The organism is Streptomyces sp. R11 (assembly GCF_041051905.1).
GTDB lineage: Bacteria > Actinomycetota > Actinomycetes > Streptomycetales > Streptomycetaceae > Streptomyces.
In genome coordinates, this window is the sequence record NZ_CP163432.1 from 6,614,724 (window position 1) to 6,637,927 (window position 23,204).

Sequence of the window (23,204 nt, forward strand, 5' to 3'; positions counted from 1 at the left end):
CTCCCTCCCGATCTCCCGAAAGGGCACCACGCGCATGGAGCAGTACGAGCCCGACCGCCTGTCCCCGGCCCAAGTGGCCGCCATGCGGCGCAGCCTGCGCAACGGCCGGGCCGCCATGACCCGCCGTTCCCTGCTGCGCGCCTCCACCGGCGGCGCTCTCGCGGTGGGCGGACTTGGGGCGCTCAGTGCCTGCGGTATCCCCGCGGCCGGCAAGACCGAGGGCGGCACGTCCGCCGAGGACCACTCGGCGAAGGAGAAGCAGGTCAGCTTCTCCAACTGGACCGAGTACATGGACGTCGACGACAGCGGCAAGCACCACCCGACGCTGGAGCAGTTCGCGAAGCGGACCGGCATCAAGGTCAAGTACACCGAGGACATCAACGACAACAACGAGTTCTTCGGGAAGATCAAGCCGCAGCTGGCGGCGGGCCAGGAGACCGGGCGCGACATCATCGTCCTCACGGACTGGCTCGCCGGGCGTCTGATACGCCTCGGGTGGGTCCAGAAACTGGACCCGTCGAACCTGCCGCACGCCTTCGCCAACCTCTCCCAGCAGTTCCGCAACCCCGACTGGGACCCGGGACGGGCGTACTCGTACCCCTGGCAGGGCATCTCGACCGTCATCGCCTACAACAAGAAGGCGCTCGACGGCGTCGAGGTGAAGACGGTCTCCGACCTGCTCGACAACCCCAAGCTCAAGGGCCGCGTCGGCTTCCTGACCGAGATGCGCGACACCATCGGGATGACCCTGCTCGACATGGGCAAGGACCCCGCCAAGTTCACCGACGACGACTACGACGCGGCGATCGCCCGGCTCCAGAAGGCCGTCGACAACAAGCAGATCCGCCGGTTCACCGGCAACGACTACACCTCAGACCTCACCAGCGGAGACTTCGCGGCCTGCCTCGCCTGGGCCGGTGACGTCGTCCAGCTCAAGGCCGACAGCCCGGACATCGACTTCCTCATCCCGGACAGCGGCTACATGACGTCCAGCGACAACATGCTGATCCCCAACAAGGCCCGTCACAAGACGAACGCCGAGCGGCTCATCGACTTCTACTACGAGCCGAAGGCCGCGGCCGAGCTCGCCGCCTACATCAACTACGTCTGTCCCGTCGACGGCGTGAAGGAAGAGCTCGCGAAGATCGACGAGGACGCGGCGAACAACCCGCTGATCCTCCCCGACAAGGCCATGCAGGCCCAGTCCCGCGCCTTCCGCTCACTGAGCTCGAAGGAAGAGACGGCCTACGAAGAGAAGTTCGCGAAGCTCACAGGGGCGTGACCACCATGACGAACGACACCAGCGGCGACGTCCGCCTCTCCGGCATCAGCAAGACCTACGGCTCCTTCCATGCCGTCCATCCGCTCGACCTGACCGTGCCCCAGGGCTCCTTCTTCGCCCTGCTCGGCGCCTCCGGCTGCGGCAAGACCACCACCCTGCGCATGATCGCCGGCCTGGAGGAACCCTCCTCCGGCACCGTTCACCTCGGCGAACAGGACGTCACCGCGCTCCCGCCGTACAAGCGGCCGGTGAACACGGTCTTCCAGTCGTACGCTCTCTTCCCGCACCTCGACATCTTCGAGAACGTCGCCTTCGGCCTGCGCCGGCGCGGCATCAAGAGCGTGAAGAAGCAGGTCGAGGAGATGCTCGACCTCGTCCAGCTCGGCGAGCAGGCCCGCAAGAAGCCGCACCAGTTGTCGGGTGGCCAGCAGCAGCGTGTGGCCGTCGCCCGCGCGCTGATCAACCACCCCAAGGTGCTCCTCCTCGACGAGCCCCTCGGCGCCCTCGACCTCAAGCTGCGCCGCCAGATGCAGCTGGAGCTCAAGCGCATCCAGACCGAGGTCGGCATCACTTTCGTCCATGTCACGCACGACCAGGAGGAGGCCATGACGATGGCCGACACCGTCGCCGTGATGAACGCGGGCCGCGTCGAGCAGCTCGGCTCGCCGACCGACCTCTACGAGAACCCGCGCACGACGTTCGTCGCCAACTTCCTCGGCACCTCCAACTTCATCGAGGCCGAGGTCGACTCCAAGAGCGGCGGCGACATCGTGCTGAAGGCGGCCGGCGGCAAGCTGGTCCTGCCCGAGGCGCGGTGCAGCGCGGCCACGGCGACCGGCGGCAAGGTCCTGGTCGGCGTTCGTCCCGAGAAGATCTCCCTCACGCATGCCGACGAGGCGGGCGAGATACCCGAGGGCCGCAACCGCATCACCGGCAGGATCGCGGACTCCTCGTTCATCGGCGTCTCCACGCAGTACGTCGTCGACAGCCCCGTCTGCCCCGAGTTCGAGGTCTACGCCCAGAACATCGACCGGGACGACCGGCTCGTACCCGGCGCCGAGGTCGTCCTGCACTGGAACCCCGCGCACACCTTCGGGCTCGACGCCGCCCAGGACATCGACGCGGGCATCCAGGAAGAGGCGGCGGTCTGATGGCGACAGTCACCGAGGCGCCGCCGCCTCTCACCCCGACCGCCCCCGAGAAGAAGCCGCCCCGCAAACGCGGCCGCCTGGTGCCGTACTGGCTCCTGCTGCCCGGCATCCTGTGGCTGGTCGTCTTCTTCGCGCTGCCGATGATCTACCAGGCCTCCACGTCCGTGCAGACGGGCTCGCTGGAGGAGGGCTACAAGGTCACCTGGCACTTCGCGACCTACTGGGACGCCCTGTCCGACTACTACCCGCAGTTCCTGCGCTCGGTGCTCTACGCCGGCTCGGCGACGATCCTGTGCCTGGTCCTGGGCTACCCGCTCGCCTATCTCATCGCCTTCCGGGCGGGGCGCTGGCGGAACCTGATCATGATCCTGGTGATCGCGCCGTTCTTCACCAGCTTCCTGATCCGCACCCTCGCCTGGAAGACGATCCTCGCGGACGGCGGCCCGGTCGTCGGCGCCCTCAACACGCTGCACGTCCTGGACGTCACCAGCTGGCTCGGCATGACCGAGGGCGACCGCGTGCTGGCCACGCCGCTCGCGGTGGTGTGCGGTCTGACGTACAACTTCCTGCCGTTCATGATCCTGCCGCTCTACACCTCGCTGGAGCGCATCGACCCACGGCTGCACGAGGCGGCGAACGACCTGTACGCCAAGCCGATCACCACCTTCCGCAAGGTCACCTTCCCGCTGTCGATGCCCGGCGTCGTCTCCGGCACGCTGCTGACCTTCATCCCGGCGGCCGGTGACTACGTCAACGCCGACCTGCTCGGCTCGACCGACACCCGCATGGTCGGAAACGTCATCCAGACGCAGTTCCTGCGGATTCTGGACTATCCGACGGCCGCGGCTCTTTCCTTCATCCTCATGGCCGCCATCCTCGTCATGGTGACGGTCTACATCCGCAGGTCCGGCACGGAGGATCTGGTTTAAATGACCTTCGTCAACTGGCTCAAGCGCAATCTCGTCGTCATCGCGGGACTGCTGACGCTCGCTTACCTCCTCCTGCCCAATGTCATCGTGACGATCTTCTCCTTCAACAAACCGAAGGGGCGCTTCAACTACGAATGGCAGGAGTTCTCCACGGCCGCCTGGCAGGACCCGTGCGGTGTCTCCGACCTGTGCGGCTCGCTGTCGGTCAGCCTCCAGATCGCGTTCTGGGCGACCATCGGCGCCACGCTGCTGGGCACGATGATCGCCTTCGCACTGGTCCGGTACCGCTTCCGCGCGCGGGGCGCCATCAACTCGCTGATCTTCCTGCCGATGGCGATGCCCGAGGTCGTCATGGCCGCCTCGCTGCTCACCCTGTTCCTCAACATGGGCGCTCAGCTCGGCTTCTGGACGATCCTCATCGCGCACATCATGTTCTGCCTGAGCTTCGTCGTGACGGCGGTGAAGGCGCGCGTGATGTCGATGGACCCGCGGCTGGAACAGGCCGCGCAGGATCTGTACGCCGGCCCCTTCCAGACGTTCGTCCGGGTCACCCTGCCGATCGCCGCCCCGGGAATCGCGGCGGGTGCGATGCTCGCTTTCGCGCTCTCCTTCGACGATTTCATCATCACCAATTTCAACGCGGGCTCCACCGTCACCTTCCCGATGTTCGTCTGGGGCTCGGCCCAGCGCGGAACGCCCGTTCAGATCAATGTCATCGGTACGGCCATGTTCATCATCGCCGTACTGTTCGTCCTGGCCTCCATGGCCATCGGAAACCGCCGTAAGAAGCAGAAGGCATAAACCCCTGTAGGGAGTTGAAATCATGGCCCCAAGCGCCATGAGTTCTGGCAATCACTGGACGAAGGCACTCTCCGACGCCCAGCCGGTCCCGTACTGGCTGGACGACCCCGGCCGCCCGCACCCCGAACCCGCCCTCACCACCGCCGAGACCTGCGACCTGCTGGTCGTCGGCGGCGGGTACAGCGGACTGTGGAGCGCGCTGATCGCCAAGGAGCGCGACCCGCAGCGGGATGTCGTGCTGCTCGAAGGCCGCGAGGTGGGCTGGGCCGCCTCGGGCCGCAACGGCGGCTTCTGCGCCGCTTCCCTCACCCACGGTCTGCCCAACGGGCTCACCCGCTGGCCGGACGAGATCCACAAGCTGGAGGAGCTGGGCGCCCGCAACCTCGACGAGATCGAGAAGGCGGTCGCCCGGTACTCCCTGGACTGCGATTTCGAACGCACCGGCGAGATCGACGTCGCCACCGAGACCTACCAGGCGAGGGAACTGCGCGACTGGTACGAGGAGTTGAGGGACAAGGGACTCGCCGAAGGCGTCGAGTTCCTGGACACCGAGGCGGTGCGGGCACAGGTCGACTCACCGACCTTCCAGGCCGGCCTCTACGACCGCCGGGGTGTCGCCATGCTCAACCCGGCCAAGCTGGTGTGGGGCCTGAAGCAGGCCTGCCTGGACCTCGGCGTCCGCGTGTACGAGCACACCCCCGCCCTCACCCTGAAGCCGTACGGCGCGGGGATGGCCGTACGCACTCCGTACGGCTCGGTCCGCGCCCGCAAGGTCGCCCTCGGCACGAACATCTTCCCGAACCTGATCAAGCGTGTCCGCTCCTACACCGTCCCGGTCTACGACTACGCCCTGATGACCGAGCCTCTGACCGAGGATCAGCTCGCGTCGATCGGCTGGAAGAACCGCCAGGGCCTCGGCGACTCGGCCAACCAGTTCCACTACTTCCGCCTCTCCGCCGACAACCGCATCCTGTGGGGTGGCTACGACGCCATCTACCCGTACGGCGGCCGGGTACGGGCCGAGTACGACGACCGGCCGGAGACGTACGCCAAGCTCGCCGGGCACTTCTTCACCTGCTTCCCGCAGCTGGAGGGCGTCCGCTTCACGCACGCGTGGGGCGGCGCGATCGACACCTGCTCGCGCTTCTCGGCGTTCTTCGGTACCGCCCACCAGGGCAACGTGGCGTACGCGGCGGGCTTCACGGGCCTCGGCGTCGGCGCGACCCGGTTCGGCGCGGACGTGATGCTGGACCTGCTGGCGGGGGAGCGGACGGAGCGCACGCAGCTCGAGATGGTCCGCAGAAAGCCGCTGCCCTTCCCGCCGGAGCCCTTCGCCTGGACCGGCATCGCCCTCACCAAGTGGTCGCTGGCCCGGGCCGACGCGCAGGGCGGGCGGCGCAATCTGTGGCTCAAGGCGATGGACCGGCTGGGCCTCGGCTTCGACAGCTGAAGCCCGCTCGGCGGGTGTGACTCAGCTCACTCAAAACTGGCGGTGAGAACCCGCGTAATGCCTGCCGGTGGACCTCCCTCTTCCCCGTGACGCGATCAGCGTCCACAAGGAAAAGGGAGGTCACCGTCATGACAGGGGCGAAGACGGCCGTCGAGTGGCTGGCATCCGTTGCGCCGAATCCCGAAGCCTGCCGCTGGGAGTGGGAGCGCAACCCCCTCGGGGTCGCACTGCTGCCGGCCGGCAAGGCCTGGGACGTACTCATCCTGCCGGGCGAGCTCGGCTATCCGACCCTCGATGTGCTCACCCGCATCATCGACCAACCGGGCCCGGTCCTGGTCGACTTCGGCGACGCGCGCATGGGCTTCTTCGTGCCGCCCGGCACGGCCGCCCGCTGGCTCGGCACCGGCATCCGTACGGCCGGGGCCGGCACCTGGATCGTCGTTCCGTACCCGGGCCGCGCCACCGGCGGCACCCGCTGGCTGGTCCCACCCGACGGCACCGGCACCCTCACCGACCCGGCGCTGCTCGAACTGGCCATGCACGAGGCGGCGGCAGGGCTCGCCGACTCTTGACAGGAAGATTGGTCTGGACCAAGTTGTGTGCGGCTCCACCCTCCATTTCCCCCATGCCTGGAGGCACTTGTGGATCGCTTCAGACCTCTCGCCCTCCTGACCGCCGCGGCACTGACCCTGCCCGGCGTCACCGCGCTCTCGTCGGCCGCCCGTGCGGCCGACGCGGACCTGGCCCGCAACGGCGGCTTCGAAGCCGGCCTCGACGGCTGGACCTGCACGGCCGGCACGACCGTCAACACCCCCGTCCGCAGCGGCAGTCATGCCCTCCAGGCCACCCCGGCCGGCAGCGACAACGCCCGGTGCGCGCAGACCGTCACCGTGAAGCCGGACTCCCAGTACACCCTGTCCGGATACGTCCGCGGCTCGTACGTCTACCTCGGTGCGAGCGGCACCGGTACCACCGACGTCTCCGCCTGGACCCAGTCCGCCCCCGGCTGGCAGCAGCTCACGACGACCTTCCGGACGGGCCCCTCCACCACCCGTGTCACCCTCTACACCCACGGCTGGTACGGCACCGGGGCCTACTACGCCGACGACATCTCGCTCGTCGGACCCGGAGTGGACGCCGGTCAGCCGCCGGCCGCCCCGACCGGCCTGAAGACGGGAGCGGTCACCTCGTCCAGCGTCGCCCTGTCCTGGTCGGCGGTGCCGGGCGCGACTGGCTACGCCGTCTACCGCGACGGCGCCAAGGTCCAGACGGCGACCGGTACTTCCGCCACGATCGGCGGGCTCTCGCCCTCCACGGCGTACGGCTTCCAGGTCGCCGCGGTGAACGACGCCGGCGAGTCGGCGAAGTCGGCCACGGTGACGGCAACGACCCCCGCCCGACCGGGCGGCGGCACGGACCTCCCGGCCCACGCCCTGGTCGGCTACCTCCACGCGAGCTTCGCCAACGGCTCCGGCTACACCCGCATGGCCGACGTCCCCGACAGCTGGGACGTCATCGACCTGGCCTTCGGCGAACCGACCTCGGTCACCTCGGGCGACATCCGCTTCGACCGCTGCCCGGTCACGGAGTGCCCGAACGTGGAGAGCGACGCCGACTTCAAGGCGGCCATCAAGGCCAAGCAGGCGGCCGGCAAGAAGGTGCTCATCTCCATCGGCGGCCAGAACGGCCAGGTCCAGCTGACGACGACGGCCGCGCGGGACACCTTCGTGACGTCGGTGTCGAGGATCATCGACGAGTACGGCCTCGACGGCCTGGACATCGACTTCGAGGGCCACTCACTCTCCCTGAACGCCGACGACACGGACTTCAAGAACCCGAAGACTCCGGTGATCGTCAACCTCATCTCGGCCCTGAAGTCCCTGAAGGCCAAGTACGGCGACGACTTCGTGCTGACGATGGCCCCGGAGACGTTCTTCGTCCAGCTCGGCTACCAGTACTACGGCACCGGCCAGTGGGGCGGCCAGGACCCGAGGGCAGGGGCGTATCTGCCGGTCATCCACGCCCTGCGTGACGACCTGACGCTGCTGCACGTCCAGGACTACAACTCGGGCCCGATCATGGGCCTGGACAACCAGTACCACTCCATGGGTGGCGCCGACTTCCACATCGCCATGACCGACATGCTGCTGACCGGCTTCCCGGTCGCGGGCAACGCGAGCAACGTCTTCCCGCCGCTGCGCCCCGACCAGGTGGCGATCGGCATGCCCGCCTCGACCAACGCGGGCAACGGCCACGTCCCTCCGGCCGAGGTCACCAAGACCCTCGACTGCCTGACGAAGAGGACGAACTGCGGCTCGTACGCCACCCACGGCACCTGGCCGGCACTGCGCGGCCTGATGACGTGGTCGATCAACTGGGACCGGTACGGAAGCTGGGAGTTTCAGCGGACGTTCGACGGCTACTTCGGCTGAGGAGCAGCCACAGCAGCGTGAGAAGCACCGTGCACAGGCACCAACTGGCCACTACGTCCAGTGGCCAGTGGTAGCCGCGCCGGACCAGCCCGAAGCCGACCCCGAGATTGAGGACGGCGCACGTCACGAGGGCTGCGCGGCGGGCGGACACGGAGCTCAGCCACGGCAGCAGCAACAGGGTCGCGGCTCCGTAGGCGATGGCGGCCGTGGCCGTGTGGCCGGACGGGTAGTAGCCGGTGGCGGGCGGCACGACCGGGGTGCCGGGGCGGTCCGTCAGGATCTTGAGGGGGATCACCAGGGCCGGGACCAGCGCCATGAGCAGCGCCGCGGAGGCGACCGGCAACCACCAGTGGTGTGTACCAGTGCTGCGGGCCCGCCAGGCGACGTACATCAGACTCACGGCCAGCACGGGCACCGCGACGGGCACATTGCCCAGGTCGGCGAGGAGTTCGGAGAAGGGGTCCGGATGAGTCAGGGCCTGGCTGGTCGCCTCGTCGAGGTCGACCAGCGGGCCGTCGGCCACCACCTGCCAGGTGATGAGCGCGAAGAGAAGGGCGGGAAGCCCGAGGAGTCCGAGAAGGACGAAGAGGGAGGTCGGCCGCCCCGGAACAGGGGGGGTGGTTCCGGGGCGGCCGTCCGGATCGGATGGTCGCGCGCCCCGGGGGGTTTGGGGCGGGCGACTGTCCGATCGGTGAGGAGATCCGGAGCCAGAAGCTCCGGGTGTGTGCGCGAGGGCACGGCCAGGTCGAAGCTGGGGAGGCCTCGGCCCGAAGTCGCCCAGAGTCCCCTCTGGGCGGGGTGTATCTCTCATCTGCTTAGAACCTACGGCAGGGCGATGGTGTTAGACAGCCGGAATGGCGTCCTGACATCCACCTCGCACACCTTCTTCACACGCTCTGACGGTAGCCGCCCCGGCCCCGGAATCACGGAAGGCGCCGGGGCTGGGGCGGACGAGTCGCGTGGGACGAGGCCCCTGTCGCTCACCAGTGGTTTTGCTGTGACCTCAGATGCGGGCGAAGGCCTGTTCGATGATGTCGAGGCCCTCGTTGAGGAGGTCCTCGCCGATCACCAGCGGGGGCAGGAAGCGCAGCACGTTGCCGTAGGTGCCACAGGTCAGGACCAGCAGGCCCTCCTGGTGGCAGGCCTTGGCGAGCGCGGCGGTCGCCTCCGCGTTCGGCTCCTTGGTGGTGCGGTCCTTCACCAGCTCGATGGCGATCATGGCGCCGCGGCCGCGGATGTCGCCGATGATGTCGAACTTCTCGGCCATGGCGGTCAGGCGGGCCTTCATGGTCGCCTCGATGTTCTTCGCCTTGGCGTTGAGGTCGAGCTCCTTCATGGTCTCGATGGAGCCCAGCGCACCGGCGCACGCCACCGGGTTGCCGCCGTAGGTGCCGCCCAGGCCACCGGCGTGCGCGGCGTCCATGATCTCGGCGCGACCGGTCACGGCGGCGAGCGGCAGACCGCCCGCGATGCCCTTGGCGGTGGTGATCAGGTCCGGGACGATGCCCTCGTCCTCGCAGGCGAACCACTGGCCGGTGCGGCAGAAACCGGACTGGATCTCGTCGGCGACGAAGACGATGCCGTTGTCCGAGGCGAACTTGCTGATCGCCGGCAGGAAGCCCTTGGCGGGCTCGATGAAGCCGCCCTCGCCGAGCACCGGCTCGATGATGATCGCGGCCACGTTCTCCGGGCCGACCTGCTTGGAGATCTGGTCGATGGCCTGCGCGGCGGCCTCCGGTCCGGCGTTCTCCGCACCGGTCGGCCAGCGGTAGCCGTAGGCGACCGGCACGCGGTAGACCTCGGGCGCGAACGGGCCGAAGCCGTGCTTGTACGGCATGTTCTTCGCGGTCAGCGCCATCGTGAGGTTCGTACGGCCGTGGTAGCCGTGGTCGAAGACGACGACGGCCTGGCGCTTGGTGTACGCACGGGCGATCTTGACGGCGTTCTCGACGGCCTCGGCACCCGAGTTGAACAGCGCCGACTTCTTCGCGTGGTCACCCGGCGTCAGCTCGGCCAGCGCCTCGGCGACGGCGACGTAGCCCTCGTACGGCGTGACCATGAAACAGGTGTGGGTGAAGTCGGCGAGCTGCGCGCTCGCCCTGCGTACGACCGCTTCGGCGGACGCGCCGACGGACGTCACGGCGATGCCCGAACCGAAGTCGATGAGCCGGTTCCCGTCGACGTCCTCGATGATGCCGCCGCCCGCGCGCGCGGTGAACACCGGCAGCACCGAGCCCACGCCCTGCGCGACCGCGGCGGTACGGCGGGCCTGCAGCTCCTGCGACTTCGGGCCGGGGATGGCGGTGACGAGGCGGCGCTCCTGCGGAAGTGCGCTCATGAGGGGCTCCTGGGGGTTTTGCGGACGCTTGTCTTGTTCTTTTCTCGCAGGCTAGGGCGGGGAACGGGGGGTGGGCATGCTCCATGTGGGCGTTGTCAGCGGGTCCGGTTGTCCGTCGTGGACATAGCGACGCCGGGTGTCTGGAGCAGCTCGATCCGTTCGGTCGGCCGTGTAAGCGGTGAACTCCCCAGCAGAGGGCGTTAGATTGGCTCGCTGATGGTGGACGGAGCGGCTGGTCAGGGGGCAAGGGCGATGGACGGCGACGGGACGCAGGACGCGCGGGGTACGCACGCGACGCCTGTGCCGCGATCACGCTCCGCTGTGCCGCCGCGGCCCTCGGTGCCGCCGGTGCCGGATGGTTCGGCGTTCCTGACCTGGCTGCGGGCACCGCGACCGGAGGCGCCGGCCGGCGTGTGGCGGTTCGGGCATGTGCCCCGGCCGGACGAGGAGCCCGAGCGGATCCCGGGTCGGCAGCTGCTGAGCGGGGCGGTGATCGCCTTCCTGGTCGGGTGGCTGATCTGGTCGCTGCTCTGGAACGGCTATCTCGGTGGCTGGTGGGTGCTGCCCCTGGAGCTGTTCACCCCGGACTCCTGGCGCGAGAACAACGACCGCGTCGGCAACGCCGTCCTCTGGTACAGCTACTACACGCTCATCGCCCTCGCCATAATGCTCGCCGTCGGCCGACTGGGCCGTTGGGGCGAGGTCTGGCGTCGCTACGGTCCGCCCGCCTGGCGTCGCACGGCACCGGCGCCCGAGCGTGCGCCCGCCCCCGAGCAGGACCCCGCGTCGTGGCCCGCGCTGCGCACAGCCGGTGCCGCGGACGCCGCCGAGCGGCTGAGCGCCGACGCGCGGTCGGGGCTGATGCGTGACGTCGACTACGCCCGCATCGCCCGCGCCTGGCAGGGCGTGCGCAGCGGGCGGCACGACCTCGCCACCTTCAGTGGCGCCGTGCTCAAGGACGGCGCCGCCGCCTGTCTGCACCCGTCGGGTGAGCGCGACGTACCGGCGCGGGTCGCGCGGCACGACCTCGTCAGCGGTCAGGTGCGGCTCGGCACGACCGCCGACGATCCCCGCAATCCGTACGCCTATCGCGGGACGGGACTGGGCCTCGGACCCGATCTGCTCGGCACCTCCATGCTCGCCGTCGGGCCCGCAGGGTCCGGCAAGACGGGGACCGTGGTGCGGCCGCTCGCCGAGTCGCTGTGCCTGCACGCGCTCGCCGGACGGGCCGCCGTGGTCGTGGTCGGCGCGGCGGGCGCGGGGCTGGGACCGGAGGACTCGTACGACGTCGTCGTACGGATCGGAAACCCGGACTCGGTCTACGACCTGGACCTGTACGGCGGCACCGGCGACCCCGACGAGGCCGCGGCCGTGCTCGCCGAGGCGCTCGTCGGGGATCTCGCCGACCCGCATCCGGGCAGCGACAGCCGCCGCTCCACCACCGTGCTGGCTCAGCTGCTCGGGCCGTTCCGCGCGGTCCATCACCGCTTCCCGTCCGTGGCCGAGCTGCGGCAGCTGCTGGACGGCGCCCCCGGTGCGCTCGGTGCGCTGCGCACGGCGCTGGAGGGGTCCGGGCAGGAGTCGCTCATCCGTGAACTCGACGCGCGGGAGCGGCAGTCGGGGCACCCCGGGGATGTGGCGGCCGTGCTCGCGGACCGGGTGGCGCTGCTCGACCGCCCCGCCTTCGCCGGGTTCTTCGACACGTCCGGGCAGTCGCGGCCGTTCTCGCTGAAGGCCCTCGACCACCCCGTCCGGGTCCGCATCGACCTGCCCGCGCGCGGGCACGCGGAGGCGTCGCGGATGCTGGCGCGGCTGGTGCTGGCGCAGTTCACGGCGAGCATCGCGGTACGGGAGGACCGGTCGCTGTTCGCCTGCCTGGTGCTGGACGACGCGACCGGCGTCGTGACGCCCGAGGCCGTACGGGGCATCCAGCGGCTGCGGTCGGGCAACGCGGGCGCGGTGCTCACGCTGCGCAGCCTGGACGACGCACCGAGGCAGCTGCGCGGGCCGCTGCTCGGCGCCGCCGGGTGCCGGATGGCGCTGGCCGGGATCACGCCCTGGGACGGGCAGGACTTCGCCGAGGTGTGGGGCAAGGAGTGGACCGAGGCGCGGGACGTCACCGACCGGCAGATCATCGCGGAGACCCCGGCCGGCAAGGCGGTGCACGCGCTGCGGCGGGTGATCACCGGCAAGGCGCCGACCGCGCGGGCGGTGACCGTCCGCCAGGTCGAGCGGGAGCGCTGGTCGGCGTCCGAGCTGGCGCACGCGGTGCCGCCGGGGCATGCGGTGCTGTCGCTCACCAGCGTGCAGGGCGAGCACGCGCCGCCGTTGCTGGTGGATCTGCGGGGGTGACCTGGGGGTACGGGCGTCAGGCCGCGCGGTGACCTTCCGGTGAGGCAGAATCGGCACAGGCCGTTCATACACAGCGGCCAAATGATCACAGAGATCACCGAAGATCCAGCGGTCACAGAGCTCACACCGATTTGAAGGCCTCATGCCCCCCACGCTCGCCTCGCTCCTGCACCACTCCGCCCTCAAGCTGACCGTGCGGGCGGGCGAGGACCGCCTGGACGTGCCCGTGCGCTGGGTGCACGCCAGCGAGCTCGCCGACCCGGTCCCCTATATGGAGGGCGGGGAACTGCTGCTGATCACCGCGCTCAAGCTGGACGCGGAGAACCCCGAGTCGATGCAGCGCTATGTGCGGCGGCTGGCCGGCGCGGGCGTGGTCGGGCTCGGCTTCGCGGTCGGCGTCAACTACGAGGACATCCCCGAGGCACTCGTCGACGCGGCGGCACAGGAGGGCATGCCGCTTCTGGAGGTGCCGCGCCGCACTCCCTTCCTCGCCATCAGCAAGGCCGTGTCGGCGGCGATCGCGGCGGACCAGTACCGGGCGGTGACGGCGGGGTTCGCGGCGCAACGGGAGCTGACCAAGCAGGCGTTGACCGACGGGCCGGAAGGGCTGCTGGCCGCACTGGCCTCGCAGGTCGACGGCTGGGCGGCGCTGTACGACGCGTCCGGCGCCGTCGTCGCTACCGCGCCGGAGTGGGCCGGGCGGCGGGCGGCACGGCTCACGGCGGACGTGGAGCGGCTGCGGGAGCGGCCGGCGCCGGCGTCGTCCGTCGTGGGCGGGCCGGAGAACGAGGACCGGGTCGAGCTGCACACCCTGGGCACCGGCCGCCGGCCCCGCGCCGCCCTGGCCGTGGGCACGGCGGCGGCACTGGGCACGGCGGAGCGGTACGCCGTGCACTCGGCCATCGCGCTGCTGACCCTGACCACCGAGCGGTCGCGTTCGCTGCAGGCGGCCGAGGCTCGGGTGGGCGCGGCGGTGCTGCGCATGCTGCTCGCCGGGGAGCCGGATCATGCGCGGGCGGTGGCCGGGGACCTGTACGGAGGGCTCCTGGACGCGCCCTTCCGGGTGATCGTCGCCGAGGCAGCCTCGGTGTCGGCGGCGCGGGTCGTGGACTCCGGGAGCCGGGTGGCCCTCACCAAGGCGTCCGCCGCTGTGCTGGTCGCCGCCTCCGAGGCGAGCGGCGATCCGCTGGGTGGCCTCACCGAGATCGTGGAGTCGGCGGCGGCCCGGGCCGGGGAAGCGGTGCTGGTGGTGCCCGAGGGGGAGGGCGACACGGCGCGGCTGGTGGTGCTCGCGGCGGACGGGGGTGCGGCGGTGGACGCGTGCGCGGACTACGCGGCGGCGTTGGAGGCGGCGCGGACCGGGACCGTACCGGAGCAGGCGGGGAGCGCCGACGAGGACGAACTGGTCGTCGGGCTCTCGGCGCCGGCCGGACCCATCGCAGCGGCGGCGGCGTACAAGCAGGCCGAGCAGGCGCTGTCGGTGGCTCGGCGGCGGGGGCGGGTGTGCGTGGAGCACGAGCAGATGGCGGCGGGGTCGGTGCTGCCGTTGCTCGCGGACGACGCGGTGAAGGCGTTCGCGGACGGGTTGCTGCGGGCGCTGCACGAGCACGACGCCACGGGGCGGGGGGATCTCGTCGCCTCGCTGCGGGCCTGGCTGTCGCGGCACGGGCAGTGGGATGCGGCGGCCGCGGATCTCGGGGTGCACCGGCATACGTTGCGGTACCGGATGCGGCGGGTGGAGGAGATTCTGGGGCGTTCGCTGGACGACGCGGACGTGCGGATGGAGCTCTGGCTGGCGTTGAAGGCGACGTCGACCGAGTAGGACCGAAAGACCAGGGCCGGAAAATCCGGGTCGGCGTCGAGCCGAACCGCCGCTGTGCCAATCCGTCGAACCCCGGCCCTTCACCACTACACCCCGGACAAACGCCCCGCCGCCCCCGCGCCCCTACCGTGGACCACGACACACCAGGACACCCCCAATCGCGGAAGGGCCGGGAATCCATATGACTTCCACCCACGCCTTCTGGCTCGCCGGCCGCCAGGTCAGCGGCGAGGACAGCTTTGATGTGACCTCCCCGTGGGACGGGCGGGTCGTCGGCACGGTGAGCGTGCCGACGGACGCGCAGACCGAGGAGGCCGTGGCCGCCGCGTACGCCGTCCGCGAGGACTTCGCCGCGACGCCGGCCCACGTACGTGCCGCCGCCCTCGACCACGTCAGCAGGCGGCTCGTCGAGCGGACCGAGGAGATCGCCCGGCTGATCTCGGCCGAGAACGGCAAGCCCATGAAGTGGGCCCGCGGCGAGGTCGGCCGTGCCGTGTCCGTGTTCCGGTTCGCGGCCGAGGAGGCCCGGCGGTTCAACGGCGGCGAGGCCCAGCGGCTCGACACCGACCTCGGCGGTCAGGGGCGGCTCGCCTTCACCCGGCGCTTCCCCAAGGGTGTCGTCCTCGGCATCGCGCCCTTCAACTTCCCGCTCAACCTGTGCGCCCACAAGATCGCCCCGGCCATCGCCGCCGGCGCGCCGATCATCCTGAAGCCCGCCCCGGCCACCCCGCTGTCCGGGCTGATCATCGGCGAGCTGCTCGCCGAGACCGAGCTTCCGGCCGGCTCCTGGAGCATCCTCCCGGTGCCGAACGACCGTATGCCCGCCCTGGTCCAGGACGAGCGCCTGCCGGTCATCTCCTTCACCGGTTCCGAGAAGGTCGGCTACGCGATCATGGACTCGGTGCCGCGCAAGCACTGCACCCTGGAGCTGGGGGGCAACGGCGCGGCGATCGTGCTCGCCGACTTCGCCTCCGACGCGGACCTCGACTGGGCCGCGACCCGCATCGCCACGTTCTCCAACTACCAGGGCGGCCAGTCCTGCATCTCCGTGCAGCGGGTGATCGCGGACGCGTCCGTGTACGACCGGCTCGTGCCGCGCATCGTCGCCGCCGTCGAGGCCCAGGTCACCGGTGACCCGGGTGACGACGCCACCGACGTCGGCCCGCTGGTCAGCGAGGACGCCGCCAAGCGCGTCGAGACGTGGGTCGAGGAGGCCGTCGCCGCCGGGGCCAGCCTTCTCACCGGCGGCAAGCGCGACGGCGCCTCCTACGCGCCGACCGTCCTGACCGACGTACCGGCCGACGTGACCCTCGCGTGCGAGGAGGTCTTCGGGCCCGTCCTCACCGTGCAGAAGGTCGACGGGGAGGCCGCCGCCTTCGCCGCCGCCAACGACTCCAAGTACGGCCTGCAGGCAGGTGTGTTCACCCACGACCTGCAGACCGCCTTCCGCGCCCACCGCGCCCTCGAGGTCGGCGGCGTCGTCATCGGCGACGTGCCCTCCTACCGTGCGGACCAGATGCCGTACGGCGGCGCCAAGCAGTCCGGCGTGGGCCGTGAGGGCGTGAAGTTCGCGATGGACGACTACACCTACGAGCGCGTGATGGTCCTCACCGGCATCGCTCTCTGAGCCATGCACAAGGCTATCTAATGGGAACCATTTTCATATAGGCTCCCGAAGGGGCCCGGCGCCGATGCCTTCCGGTGCCGGGCCCCTTCCTGTGCCGACCTGTTCCGGACCCTCAACCGGAGAAGCCGACGTGCGCGAGCCGCAGTGGGCCGCGCAGTTCGAGGTGGACGTCGTGGACGCCGTCGGCGGTGATCCCGGCGCTCACCGTCGAGTAGTCGTACGGGTTCGCATCCGGCGCCCGGGACGTCAGTACGGCGAGCACCGGCCCCCCGTCCAGCGACACCTCGACCACACCGTCGCCGGAGACCGCCGCCGTCACCTGCGTGACGCCGGCCCCGAAGTCGCAGTGCCGGTAGAGCAGTTCGCCCGAGTCGCCCCGCGCCGGCGTCACCGCGTCGCCCGACGCCTTCGTACGGTCGACGATGGCGATGCCGATCTGCTCGTCGAAGTCGGCCGGGTTCATGCCGCGTCGGAGGACGGGGCGCGGGGCGGGTTTCTCGCCGTCCAGGATTACCGTCGTACGCAGGCGGATGTCCTCGCTGGAAGCGCCGGCCAGGATCTCGTACGGGCCCGGCTCGCGGCGCCACCCGCTCCGCGCGACGTCCCAGAAGTCGAAGGCGGACAGCGGGACTTCGAAGCTCAGCTCCTGCCGCTCGCCGGGAGCCAGCCGCACCCTGCTGTGCGCCACAAGCTCGCGGCGTGGGCGCGGCACCGTCGGTTCCACGGCCCGGGTGTAGAGCTGGGCGACCTCGTCGGCCGTCATGTCGCCGGTGTTGGTGACCGTGAAGGTGACCGTCACCGCGTCGCCGTCCACCGTCGTCCGCAGGTCGGCGTACGAGAAGCTCGCGTACGACAGGCCGTGGCCGAACGGGAACAGCGGAGCGCCTTCGAAGTACAGGTAGGTCTGGCGGCCACCGATCACGTCGTAGTCCAGGAGGCCGGGCAGGTCGGCGTCGTCGGCGTACCAGGTCTGCGGGAGGCGGCCCGCGGGGGAGACGTCGCCGGCCAGGACCCGGGCCAGGGCCGTGCCGGCCGCCTGGCCGCCGTGGGACGTCCAGAGCATCGCCGGGATCGCGGCCGGGTCGACCGCGTACGGGTACGCCGACACCAGTGCCAGCACCGTGTTCGGGTTGGCGGCGCGGGCGGCCCGCAGCAGGCGCTCCTGATGGGCGGGGAGGGCCAGTGTCGTGCGGTCCTCGGTCTCGCGGCCGTTGATGTGCGGGTCGTTGCCGACGACCACCAGGACCACGTCCGCCTGCGAGGTGGCACGCGCCACGGCGTCTTCGCCGGATTCGATGACGATGAGCTCGAAAGCCTCCGGATTCGCTTCGGCAACCCTGACGCCGTCGGCGGCGACTGAGACGTGGTGACCCGTGCCGAGATGCCGGAGGAGGTGCCCGTTCTCATGCGTTTCCAGACGGAACGTCTCCTGGACGACCCAGCCGCCGGGCTGGTCGGCGGAGGCGCGGAGGCAGCCGTCCTCGGCGACGGAGAGGTAGCGGCCGTCGGGGGCGCGCAGCGTCAGCACGCCCTCGCCCCAGTCGACGAGCGCGAGTTCGGTGCCGGTCGGGTCGCAGGTCAGCGGGGGCAGGTCGGTACGGCCGACGAGCAGGGCCGGGTCGAGGGCGCCCTCTGCGCCGCGCACCTCGTCGTCGGCGGCGGCCTCGGGGACGCGCAGGAAGGTTCCGGCCGAGGTCTTCAGCAGGACGCGGTCGACGCCCTCCGCGAACTCCACGCGCTCCGCGCCGAACCGCTCGTACAGGCCCTCCAGCGGGGTGGAGCGGTGGATGAGCGTGCCGCTGTACCAGTCGAGCTTGCACTCGTCGGCGAGCAGGCCGACCACCGCGAGCCGGGTGTCGGGCGCGAGCGGCAGCAGACCGTCGCTGTTCTTGAGCAGCACGACCGCCTGCTCCGCGGCCTCCTGGGCGAGCGCCCGGTGGGCCGGGGTGTCGAAGTCCTTGGTGAGCACGTGCGGGTCGTACTCCGGGTCGAACTCACCGAGGCGGAAGCGGACCGAGAGCTGGCGGCGGACCGCCGTGTCGAGGTCCGCCTCGGTCAGCAGGCCCTGGTCCAGGGCCCCGCGGACCCGCGCCGTGATCTTCGAACTGTCGGTGCCGTGGTCGGTGAAGCTGTCGACGCCGGCGAGGATCGCGGCCGCCGTGGCCTCCTCGTGGGTGTCGAAGTAGTGCTCGGAGTCGACCAGGTTGGAGGGCGCCCCGGCGTCCGAGCAGACCAGGAGGTCCTCGTCGGTCCAGGTGCGCAGGTGCTCGCGCAGATACGGCGAGACGTGGTTGGGGCGGCCGTTGACCAGGTTGTAGGCCGGCATCACCCCGGCTGTCGTGCCCGCCTGGACCGTCTCGCGGAAGGCACGCAGGTCGTACTCGTTGAGGACGCGCGGGCGCACCGACGAGGACGTGACGTCGCGGCCCGTCTCGTTGTTGTGGGCCAGCCAGTGCTTGAGGACGGGGGCGGTGCGCCAGTACGTCGGATGGTCGCCGCGCAGGCCGCGGGTGTACGCGGTGGCGATGGCCGAGGTGAGCTTCGGGTCCTCGGAGTAGCCCTCCTCGTTCCGGCCCCACAGAGGGTGGCGCAGGAGGTTCACCGTGGGGGACCAGACGTTCAGGCCCACGCGGTCGTCGCCGGCCCGCATCGCGCGGGTCTCCTTGGAGACGGCCTCGCCGACCCGGCGTACGAGATCGGTGTTCCAGGTCGCGCCGAGGCCGATCGCCTGGGGAAAGACGGTGGCCGGGCCCATCCACGCCACGCCGTGCAGGGCCTCCTGCCCGGTGCGGAACGCGTCGATGCCGAGCCGCTCGACGGCCGGCGCGAACTGGTGCAGAAATCCGATCTTCTCGTCGAGGGTGAGCCGCGACAGCAGGTCGTCGATGCGCTTCGCGAACGGCAGTCGCCGATCACGGAAAGGTGGCGTAGGCGGCGTTTGTGCGGTCACGTGGGGTTCCCCTTGCGATGGAGCGGCCAGACCCTTTCGAAGCGCTTCGATGCTCAGTCGACTCGGGGGTGAGTGTCAAGACATCAACGCCGCCAGTTCAAGCAATGCATAAGGAAAGGTCCCTTTCGGCACCTCGGAGGAATCTTGGAAGCGACCCTTGTGCACCCATGGGTGTTCACTTAACCTCGCAGCAACATCGAAGCGCTTCGACGGCGGATCTCATCGGATCTCTCGGATCTCGTCCCAGTGGTCGGAGGACCGCTTCAGCTCAGCCAGTTCCACTTACGACACCGCAGCCGACGGCCCACCGCCGGGTGTCCAGGTGCGCCATGAAGGGTTGACGCAATGACGCCGAACGCCGATTCAGCCTCCTCCGGACCCAGCCGGAGAAGCTTCCTCGCCTCCACGGCGGTCGCCACCGCAGCGGTGGCCGGCGGGATGCCGCTGCTCGCCGCCTGCGGCGGTTCGGACAGCGGTTCGCGCGAGGGGACCACGTCGGGCAAGGACGCCAAGAAGATCCTGCCGGCGTACGTGGCCGGCAACGTGGTGACGCCGGACATCCCCGCGAAGAACGGCTCCGCGGTCGGCTTCACCAGCAAGGTGGACCTCGCCACCCTGAAGACCTCGGTGCCGAAGAAGCTCGGCAAGGGCGGCAAGGTCACCATCATGTCGCCGTTCTGGGGCTCGCCGCCGAAGGGAGACAACGCCTACTACACGGCGATGAACGACCTGACCGGCGTCGACGTCCGCTGGCAGAACCAGGACGGCAACACCTACGACCAGAAGCTGGGCGCGGTGCTCGCCTCCAGTGACGTCCCCGACGTGGTGGTCATACCCGGCTGGAACATGGGCGGGAAGATACCCAGCGCCATCATCGGCAAGTTCGCCGACCTCGGGCCGCACCTGTCGGGCGACGCGGTCAAGGAGTACCCGAACCTCGCCGCGATCCCGACGGACGCGTGGCAGCGCTCCATCTTCGGCGGCAAGCTGCGCGGTCTGCCCATGCCGGCGTCGTACGTCCCCAACATCGTGCCCTTCTACCGCAAGGACATCTTCGACAAGGAGGGCTACGAGGTCCCCACCTCCGGCGACGAGTTCATGGCGCTGGCCAAGGACATCACCAACGCCAAGGCCAAGCGGTGGGCGTGCGGCGACATGAAGTGGACCGCCTTCAACGCCTTCGGGGTGCTGTCCGGCAGCGAGAAGGCGCTCGGCTGGAACCTCGTCGACGGCAAGCTGGTCTACCGCGCGGAGACCGAGGAGTACCTCGAGGCCCTGGAGTGGACCCGCAAGCTGTTCGCCGCCGGGGTCGTCCACCCCGACTTCAAGCTCGGCAAGAGTCAGGCCGTCGACCCAAGCACCAAGTTCGCCGCCGGCGAGTTCCTGATCTACAACAACGACATGTCCAGCTGGTGGGGGCAGCAGGCCGTCCAGGCCGCCCAGAACCCCGACTTCGAGATCTGGGGCATGGACGTCTTCGGCCACGCCGGCGGCGCCCCGACGCTCTTCGCCACGAACCCGGCCAACATCTTCGCCTTCGTCAGCAAGAACGCCTCCGAGGCCGTCATCCGCGATGTCCTCGCGGTCGCCAACGTGACCGCGGCGCCGTACGGCACGAAGGAGTACATGCTCACCAACTACGGGGTCGAGGGCACCCACTACACGGTGAAGGACGGCGTGCCGACCAAGAACGACAAGGGCAACATCGAGGTCGTCAACGCCTACGTCATGGTCGCCGGCCCCGCCCCCACCATCGCCCGCCCGGACTTCCCGGACATCGGCAAGGGCGCGGTCGAGTGGCAGCAGCGGATGGGCGCCGTCACCAGGAAGACGCCGTTCTACGGCATGCAGATCACCGAGCCGACCCGCTACACCAACCTCTCCAACGACTTCGAGCAGCTCGAGGACGACGTCGTGCGCGGCCGCAAGAAGATCAGTGACGTGCAGCAGGCCGTCTCCGACTGGAAGAGCAAGGGCGGCGACAAGCTGCGCGACTGGTACCGGAAGATCCTCGACGACAACGGCAGCGCGGCCAACTGATCCGGGGTTCGAGGCAAGGAGACGGCCGTGTCCCACAGCACGGTGCCTCGCGGCAGTGCCGAGGCGAAGAGGAAGACCCCGAGCGAGGAGACCCCGGCGGCGTCCGGCGCCGCCACCGGCCCCGCCCTGCGGACCGGGAAGACCCCCTCGGGGAAGCTGGGCTTCAGGGTCCGGTTCAGACGTGACCGCCTGCTGCTCCTGATGACGCTGCCGGCCGTCGTGCTGGTGCTGCTGTTCAACTACGTACCGATCCTCGGCAACGTCGTCGCGTTCCAGGAGTACGACCCCTACATCAGCGACAACGGCGTCGTCTCCATCCTGAACAGCCCCTTCGTGGGCCTGGAGAACTTCCAGCGGATCTTCGAGGACTCGGCCTTCTGGAACGCCGTCCAGAACACGCTGATCCTCTTCTTCCTCCAGCTCGTATTGTTCTTCCCGATCCCGATCCTGCTCGCCCTGCTCATCAACAGCGTGGTCAGGCCCCGGATCCGGGCGGTCTCGCAGGCGATCCTCTACCTGCCGCACTTCTTCTCCTGGGTGCTGGTCATCGCCGTCTTCCAGCAACTGTTCGGCGGCGCCGGGATCTTCTCCCAACTGCTCCGACAGCACGGCTACGACGGCCTCGACTTCATGACCGACCCGAACACCTTCCCGCTGCTGATCACCGCGCAGAGCGTATGGAAGGACGCCGGCTGGGGGATCATCGTCTTCCTCGCCGCGCTCGCCTCGGTCAGCCCGGACCTGTACGAGGCCGCCGCGATGGACGGCGCCGGGCGCTGGCGCCGTATGTGGCACGTCACCCTGCCCGCGCTGCGGCCCGTGATCGCCCTGCTGCTGGTGCTGCGCGTCGGTGACGCGCTGACCGTCGGGTTCGAACAGATCCTGCTGCAACGGGACATGGTGGGGCCGGGCGCCGCGGAGGTCCTGGACACCTTCGTGTGGTGGAACGGCGTGCGCAACCAGGACTTCAGCTACGCGGCCGCCGCAGGCCTCATCAAGGGCGTCGTCAGCCTCGGACTGGTCCTCGCCGCGAACAAGGTGGCCCATCTCATGGGCGAGCAGGGGGTGTACAAGAAGTGAGCGCCGTGATCGACGAGCCCGCGCGGCTCGGCAAGCAGCCCCGCGAGCCAGGCTGGTGGGAGGCGCCGCCTCGGCCCAGCTGGGAGGAGGAGCCCTCCAGGGCCGGCCTCGCGGGCAAGGGTCTCGCTCTGACGCTGGCCTGCCTCGGGATCCTCTTCCCGCTGTGGATCGTGGCCGTCACCAGTCTCTCCTCGCGCAGGACGATCGACGAGGCGGGCGGGCTGGTGATGGTGCCGAAGGACATCACCTTCATCGCCTACAAGGAACTGCTCAGCGGCGGACAGGTCACCCGCGCGGCGATCATCAGTGTCCTCGTCACCCTCGTCGGCACGCTGTTCTCGATGGCCGTGTCCGTGCTGTGTGCGTACGGGCTGTCCCGCAGCGGGTCGCTCGGGCATCGCTGGATCCTGATGACGCTGCTGGCGACGATGTTCTTCAGCGCCGGGCTCATCCCGACGTATCTGCTGGTGCAGACCCTCGGGCTGACGGACTCCTATCTGGCCCTGATCCTGCCGAGCGCGGTGAGTGTGTTCAACATCCTTGTGCTGCGCGGGTTCTTCACGGGGATCTCGCAGGAGCTCGTCGACAGTGCGCGCATCGACGGCGCCGGTGACTTCCGGATTCTGTGGCAGATCGTCATGCCGCTGTCGCGAGCGGTCATCGCGGTGATCACGTTGTTCTACGCGGTCGGCTACTGGAGCGCATGGTTCAACGCGTCGCTGTACCTCAACGACCAGGACATGATGCCGCTGCAGAACGTCATGATCCAGCTGGTCCAGAAGCAGGAGGCGCCGGTCGGACTCGGGCAGGCCATCAAGACGGGGCAACTGTCGGGGCTGGCCGTGCAGATGGCGGTCATGGTGATGGCTCTGCTGCCGGTTGCCGTGCTGTCTCCCTTCGTCCAGCGGCATTTCAAGAAGGGCATGCTCACGGGCGCGGTGAAGGGCTGA

General features: G+C 69.8%; 16 protein-coding genes. 13 read left to right on the forward strand and 3 right to left on the reverse strand.

Annotation, left to right across the window (positions count from 1 at the left end; all coding sequences use genetic code 11):
• Positions 1-34: 34 nt before the first annotated feature.
• From AB5J55_RS30640 to AB5J55_RS30670, 7 genes are all read left to right on the forward strand, one after another.
• Positions 35-1,282: a spermidine/putrescine ABC transporter substrate-binding protein gene (locus AB5J55_RS30640; RefSeq protein ID WP_369273716.1), complete on the forward strand. Its 1,248-nt coding sequence runs from the start codon at positions 35-37 to the stop codon at positions 1,280-1,282.
• Positions 1,279-2,433: an ABC transporter ATP-binding protein gene (locus AB5J55_RS30645; RefSeq protein ID WP_369273717.1), complete on the forward strand. Its 1,155-nt coding sequence runs from the start codon at positions 1,279-1,281 to the stop codon at positions 2,431-2,433. Before AB5J55_RS30640 ends, AB5J55_RS30645 begins: the two co-directional genes overlap by 4 nt.
• Positions 2,433-3,362, forward strand: coding sequence for an ABC transporter permease (locus tag AB5J55_RS30650; protein ID WP_365057714.1), 930 nt, complete (start codon positions 2,433-2,435; stop codon positions 3,360-3,362). The genes AB5J55_RS30645 and AB5J55_RS30650 overlap by 1 nt, the downstream gene beginning before the upstream one ends.
• Positions 3,363-4,163 (forward strand): ABC transporter permease, encoded by an 801-nt coding sequence (locus AB5J55_RS30655; protein WP_362384090.1) that lies wholly within the window; start codon positions 3,363-3,365, stop codon positions 4,161-4,163.
• Positions 4,164-4,185: 22 nt separating this feature from the next.
• On the forward strand, positions 4,186-5,613 hold the full coding sequence (locus tag AB5J55_RS30660) for an NAD(P)/FAD-dependent oxidoreductase (RefSeq protein WP_369273718.1): 1,428 nt from the start codon (positions 4,186-4,188) through the stop codon (positions 5,611-5,613).
• Between the two features lie 128 nt (positions 5,614-5,741).
• On the forward strand, positions 5,742-6,185 hold the full coding sequence (locus AB5J55_RS30665) for a hypothetical protein (protein WP_369273719.1): 444 nt from the start codon (positions 5,742-5,744) through the stop codon (positions 6,183-6,185).
• Positions 6,186-6,254: 69 nt separating this feature from the next.
• Positions 6,255-8,045: a chitinase gene (locus AB5J55_RS30670; protein ID WP_369273720.1), complete on the forward strand. Its 1,791-nt coding sequence runs from the start codon at positions 6,255-6,257 to the stop codon at positions 8,043-8,045.
• On the opposite strand, the gene AB5J55_RS30675 is transcribed toward AB5J55_RS30670, so the two are convergent.
• Together AB5J55_RS30675 and gabT are read right to left on the reverse strand one after the other, a co-directional pair.
• The gene (locus AB5J55_RS30675) at positions 7,984-8,856 is read right to left on the reverse strand and encodes a phosphatase PAP2 family protein (protein WP_369273721.1); all 873 of its coding nucleotides are present in this window, start codon (positions 8,854-8,856) and stop codon (positions 7,984-7,986) included. The genes AB5J55_RS30670 and AB5J55_RS30675 overlap by 62 nt on opposite strands.
• Before the next feature lie 192 nt (positions 8,857-9,048).
• On the reverse strand, positions 9,049-10,383 hold the full coding sequence (gene gabT, locus AB5J55_RS30680; RefSeq protein ID WP_369273722.1) for a 4-aminobutyrate--2-oxoglutarate transaminase: 1,335 nt from the start codon (positions 10,381-10,383) through the stop codon (positions 9,049-9,051).
• A gap of 252 nt (positions 10,384-10,635) precedes the next feature.
• On the opposite strand from gabT, the gene AB5J55_RS30685 reads away from it, so the two are divergent.
• The 3 genes from AB5J55_RS30685 (at position 10,636) to AB5J55_RS30695 (ending at position 16,184) form a co-directional block, all read left to right on the forward strand.
• Positions 10,636-12,735 carry an ATP-binding protein gene (locus AB5J55_RS30685; RefSeq protein ID WP_369273723.1) on the forward strand — a complete coding sequence of 700 codons (2,100 nt, stop codon included), beginning with the start codon at positions 10,636-10,638 and terminating at the stop codon, positions 12,733-12,735.
• A 142-nt stretch (positions 12,736-12,877) separates the two neighbouring features.
• Positions 12,878-14,557: a PucR family transcriptional regulator gene (locus AB5J55_RS30690; RefSeq protein WP_369273724.1), complete on the forward strand. Its 1,680-nt coding sequence runs from the start codon at positions 12,878-12,880 to the stop codon at positions 14,555-14,557.
• Positions 14,558-14,738: 181 nt separating this feature from the next.
• Entirely contained in the window at positions 14,739-16,184 is a 1,446-nt protein-coding gene (locus tag AB5J55_RS30695; RefSeq protein ID WP_369273725.1) for an aldehyde dehydrogenase family protein, read from the forward strand.
• 112 nt (positions 16,185-16,296) lie between these two features.
• On the opposite strand, the gene AB5J55_RS30700 is transcribed toward AB5J55_RS30695, so the two are convergent.
• Entirely contained in the window at positions 16,297-19,134 is a 2,838-nt protein-coding gene (locus AB5J55_RS30700; RefSeq protein ID WP_369273726.1) for a glycoside hydrolase family 3 C-terminal domain-containing protein, read from the reverse strand.
• 345 nt (positions 19,135-19,479) lie between these two features.
• On the opposite strand from AB5J55_RS30700, the gene AB5J55_RS30705 reads away from it, so the two are divergent.
• Genes AB5J55_RS30705 through AB5J55_RS30715 form a run of 3 tightly spaced genes read left to right on the forward strand, consistent with a single transcriptional unit; the run spans position 19,480 to position 23,204 of the window.
• On the forward strand, positions 19,480-21,174 hold the full coding sequence (locus AB5J55_RS30705; RefSeq protein ID WP_369273727.1) for an extracellular solute-binding protein: 1,695 nt from the start codon (positions 19,480-19,482) through the stop codon (positions 21,172-21,174).
• Positions 21,175-21,201: 27 nt separating this feature from the next.
• The gene (locus AB5J55_RS30710; protein WP_369273728.1) at positions 21,202-22,254 is read left to right on the forward strand and encodes an ABC transporter permease; all 1,053 of its coding nucleotides are present in this window, start codon (positions 21,202-21,204) and stop codon (positions 22,252-22,254) included.
• Positions 22,251-23,204, forward strand: coding sequence for a carbohydrate ABC transporter permease (locus tag AB5J55_RS30715; RefSeq protein WP_369273729.1), 954 nt, complete (start codon positions 22,251-22,253; stop codon positions 23,202-23,204). The genes AB5J55_RS30710 and AB5J55_RS30715 overlap by 4 nt, the downstream gene beginning before the upstream one ends.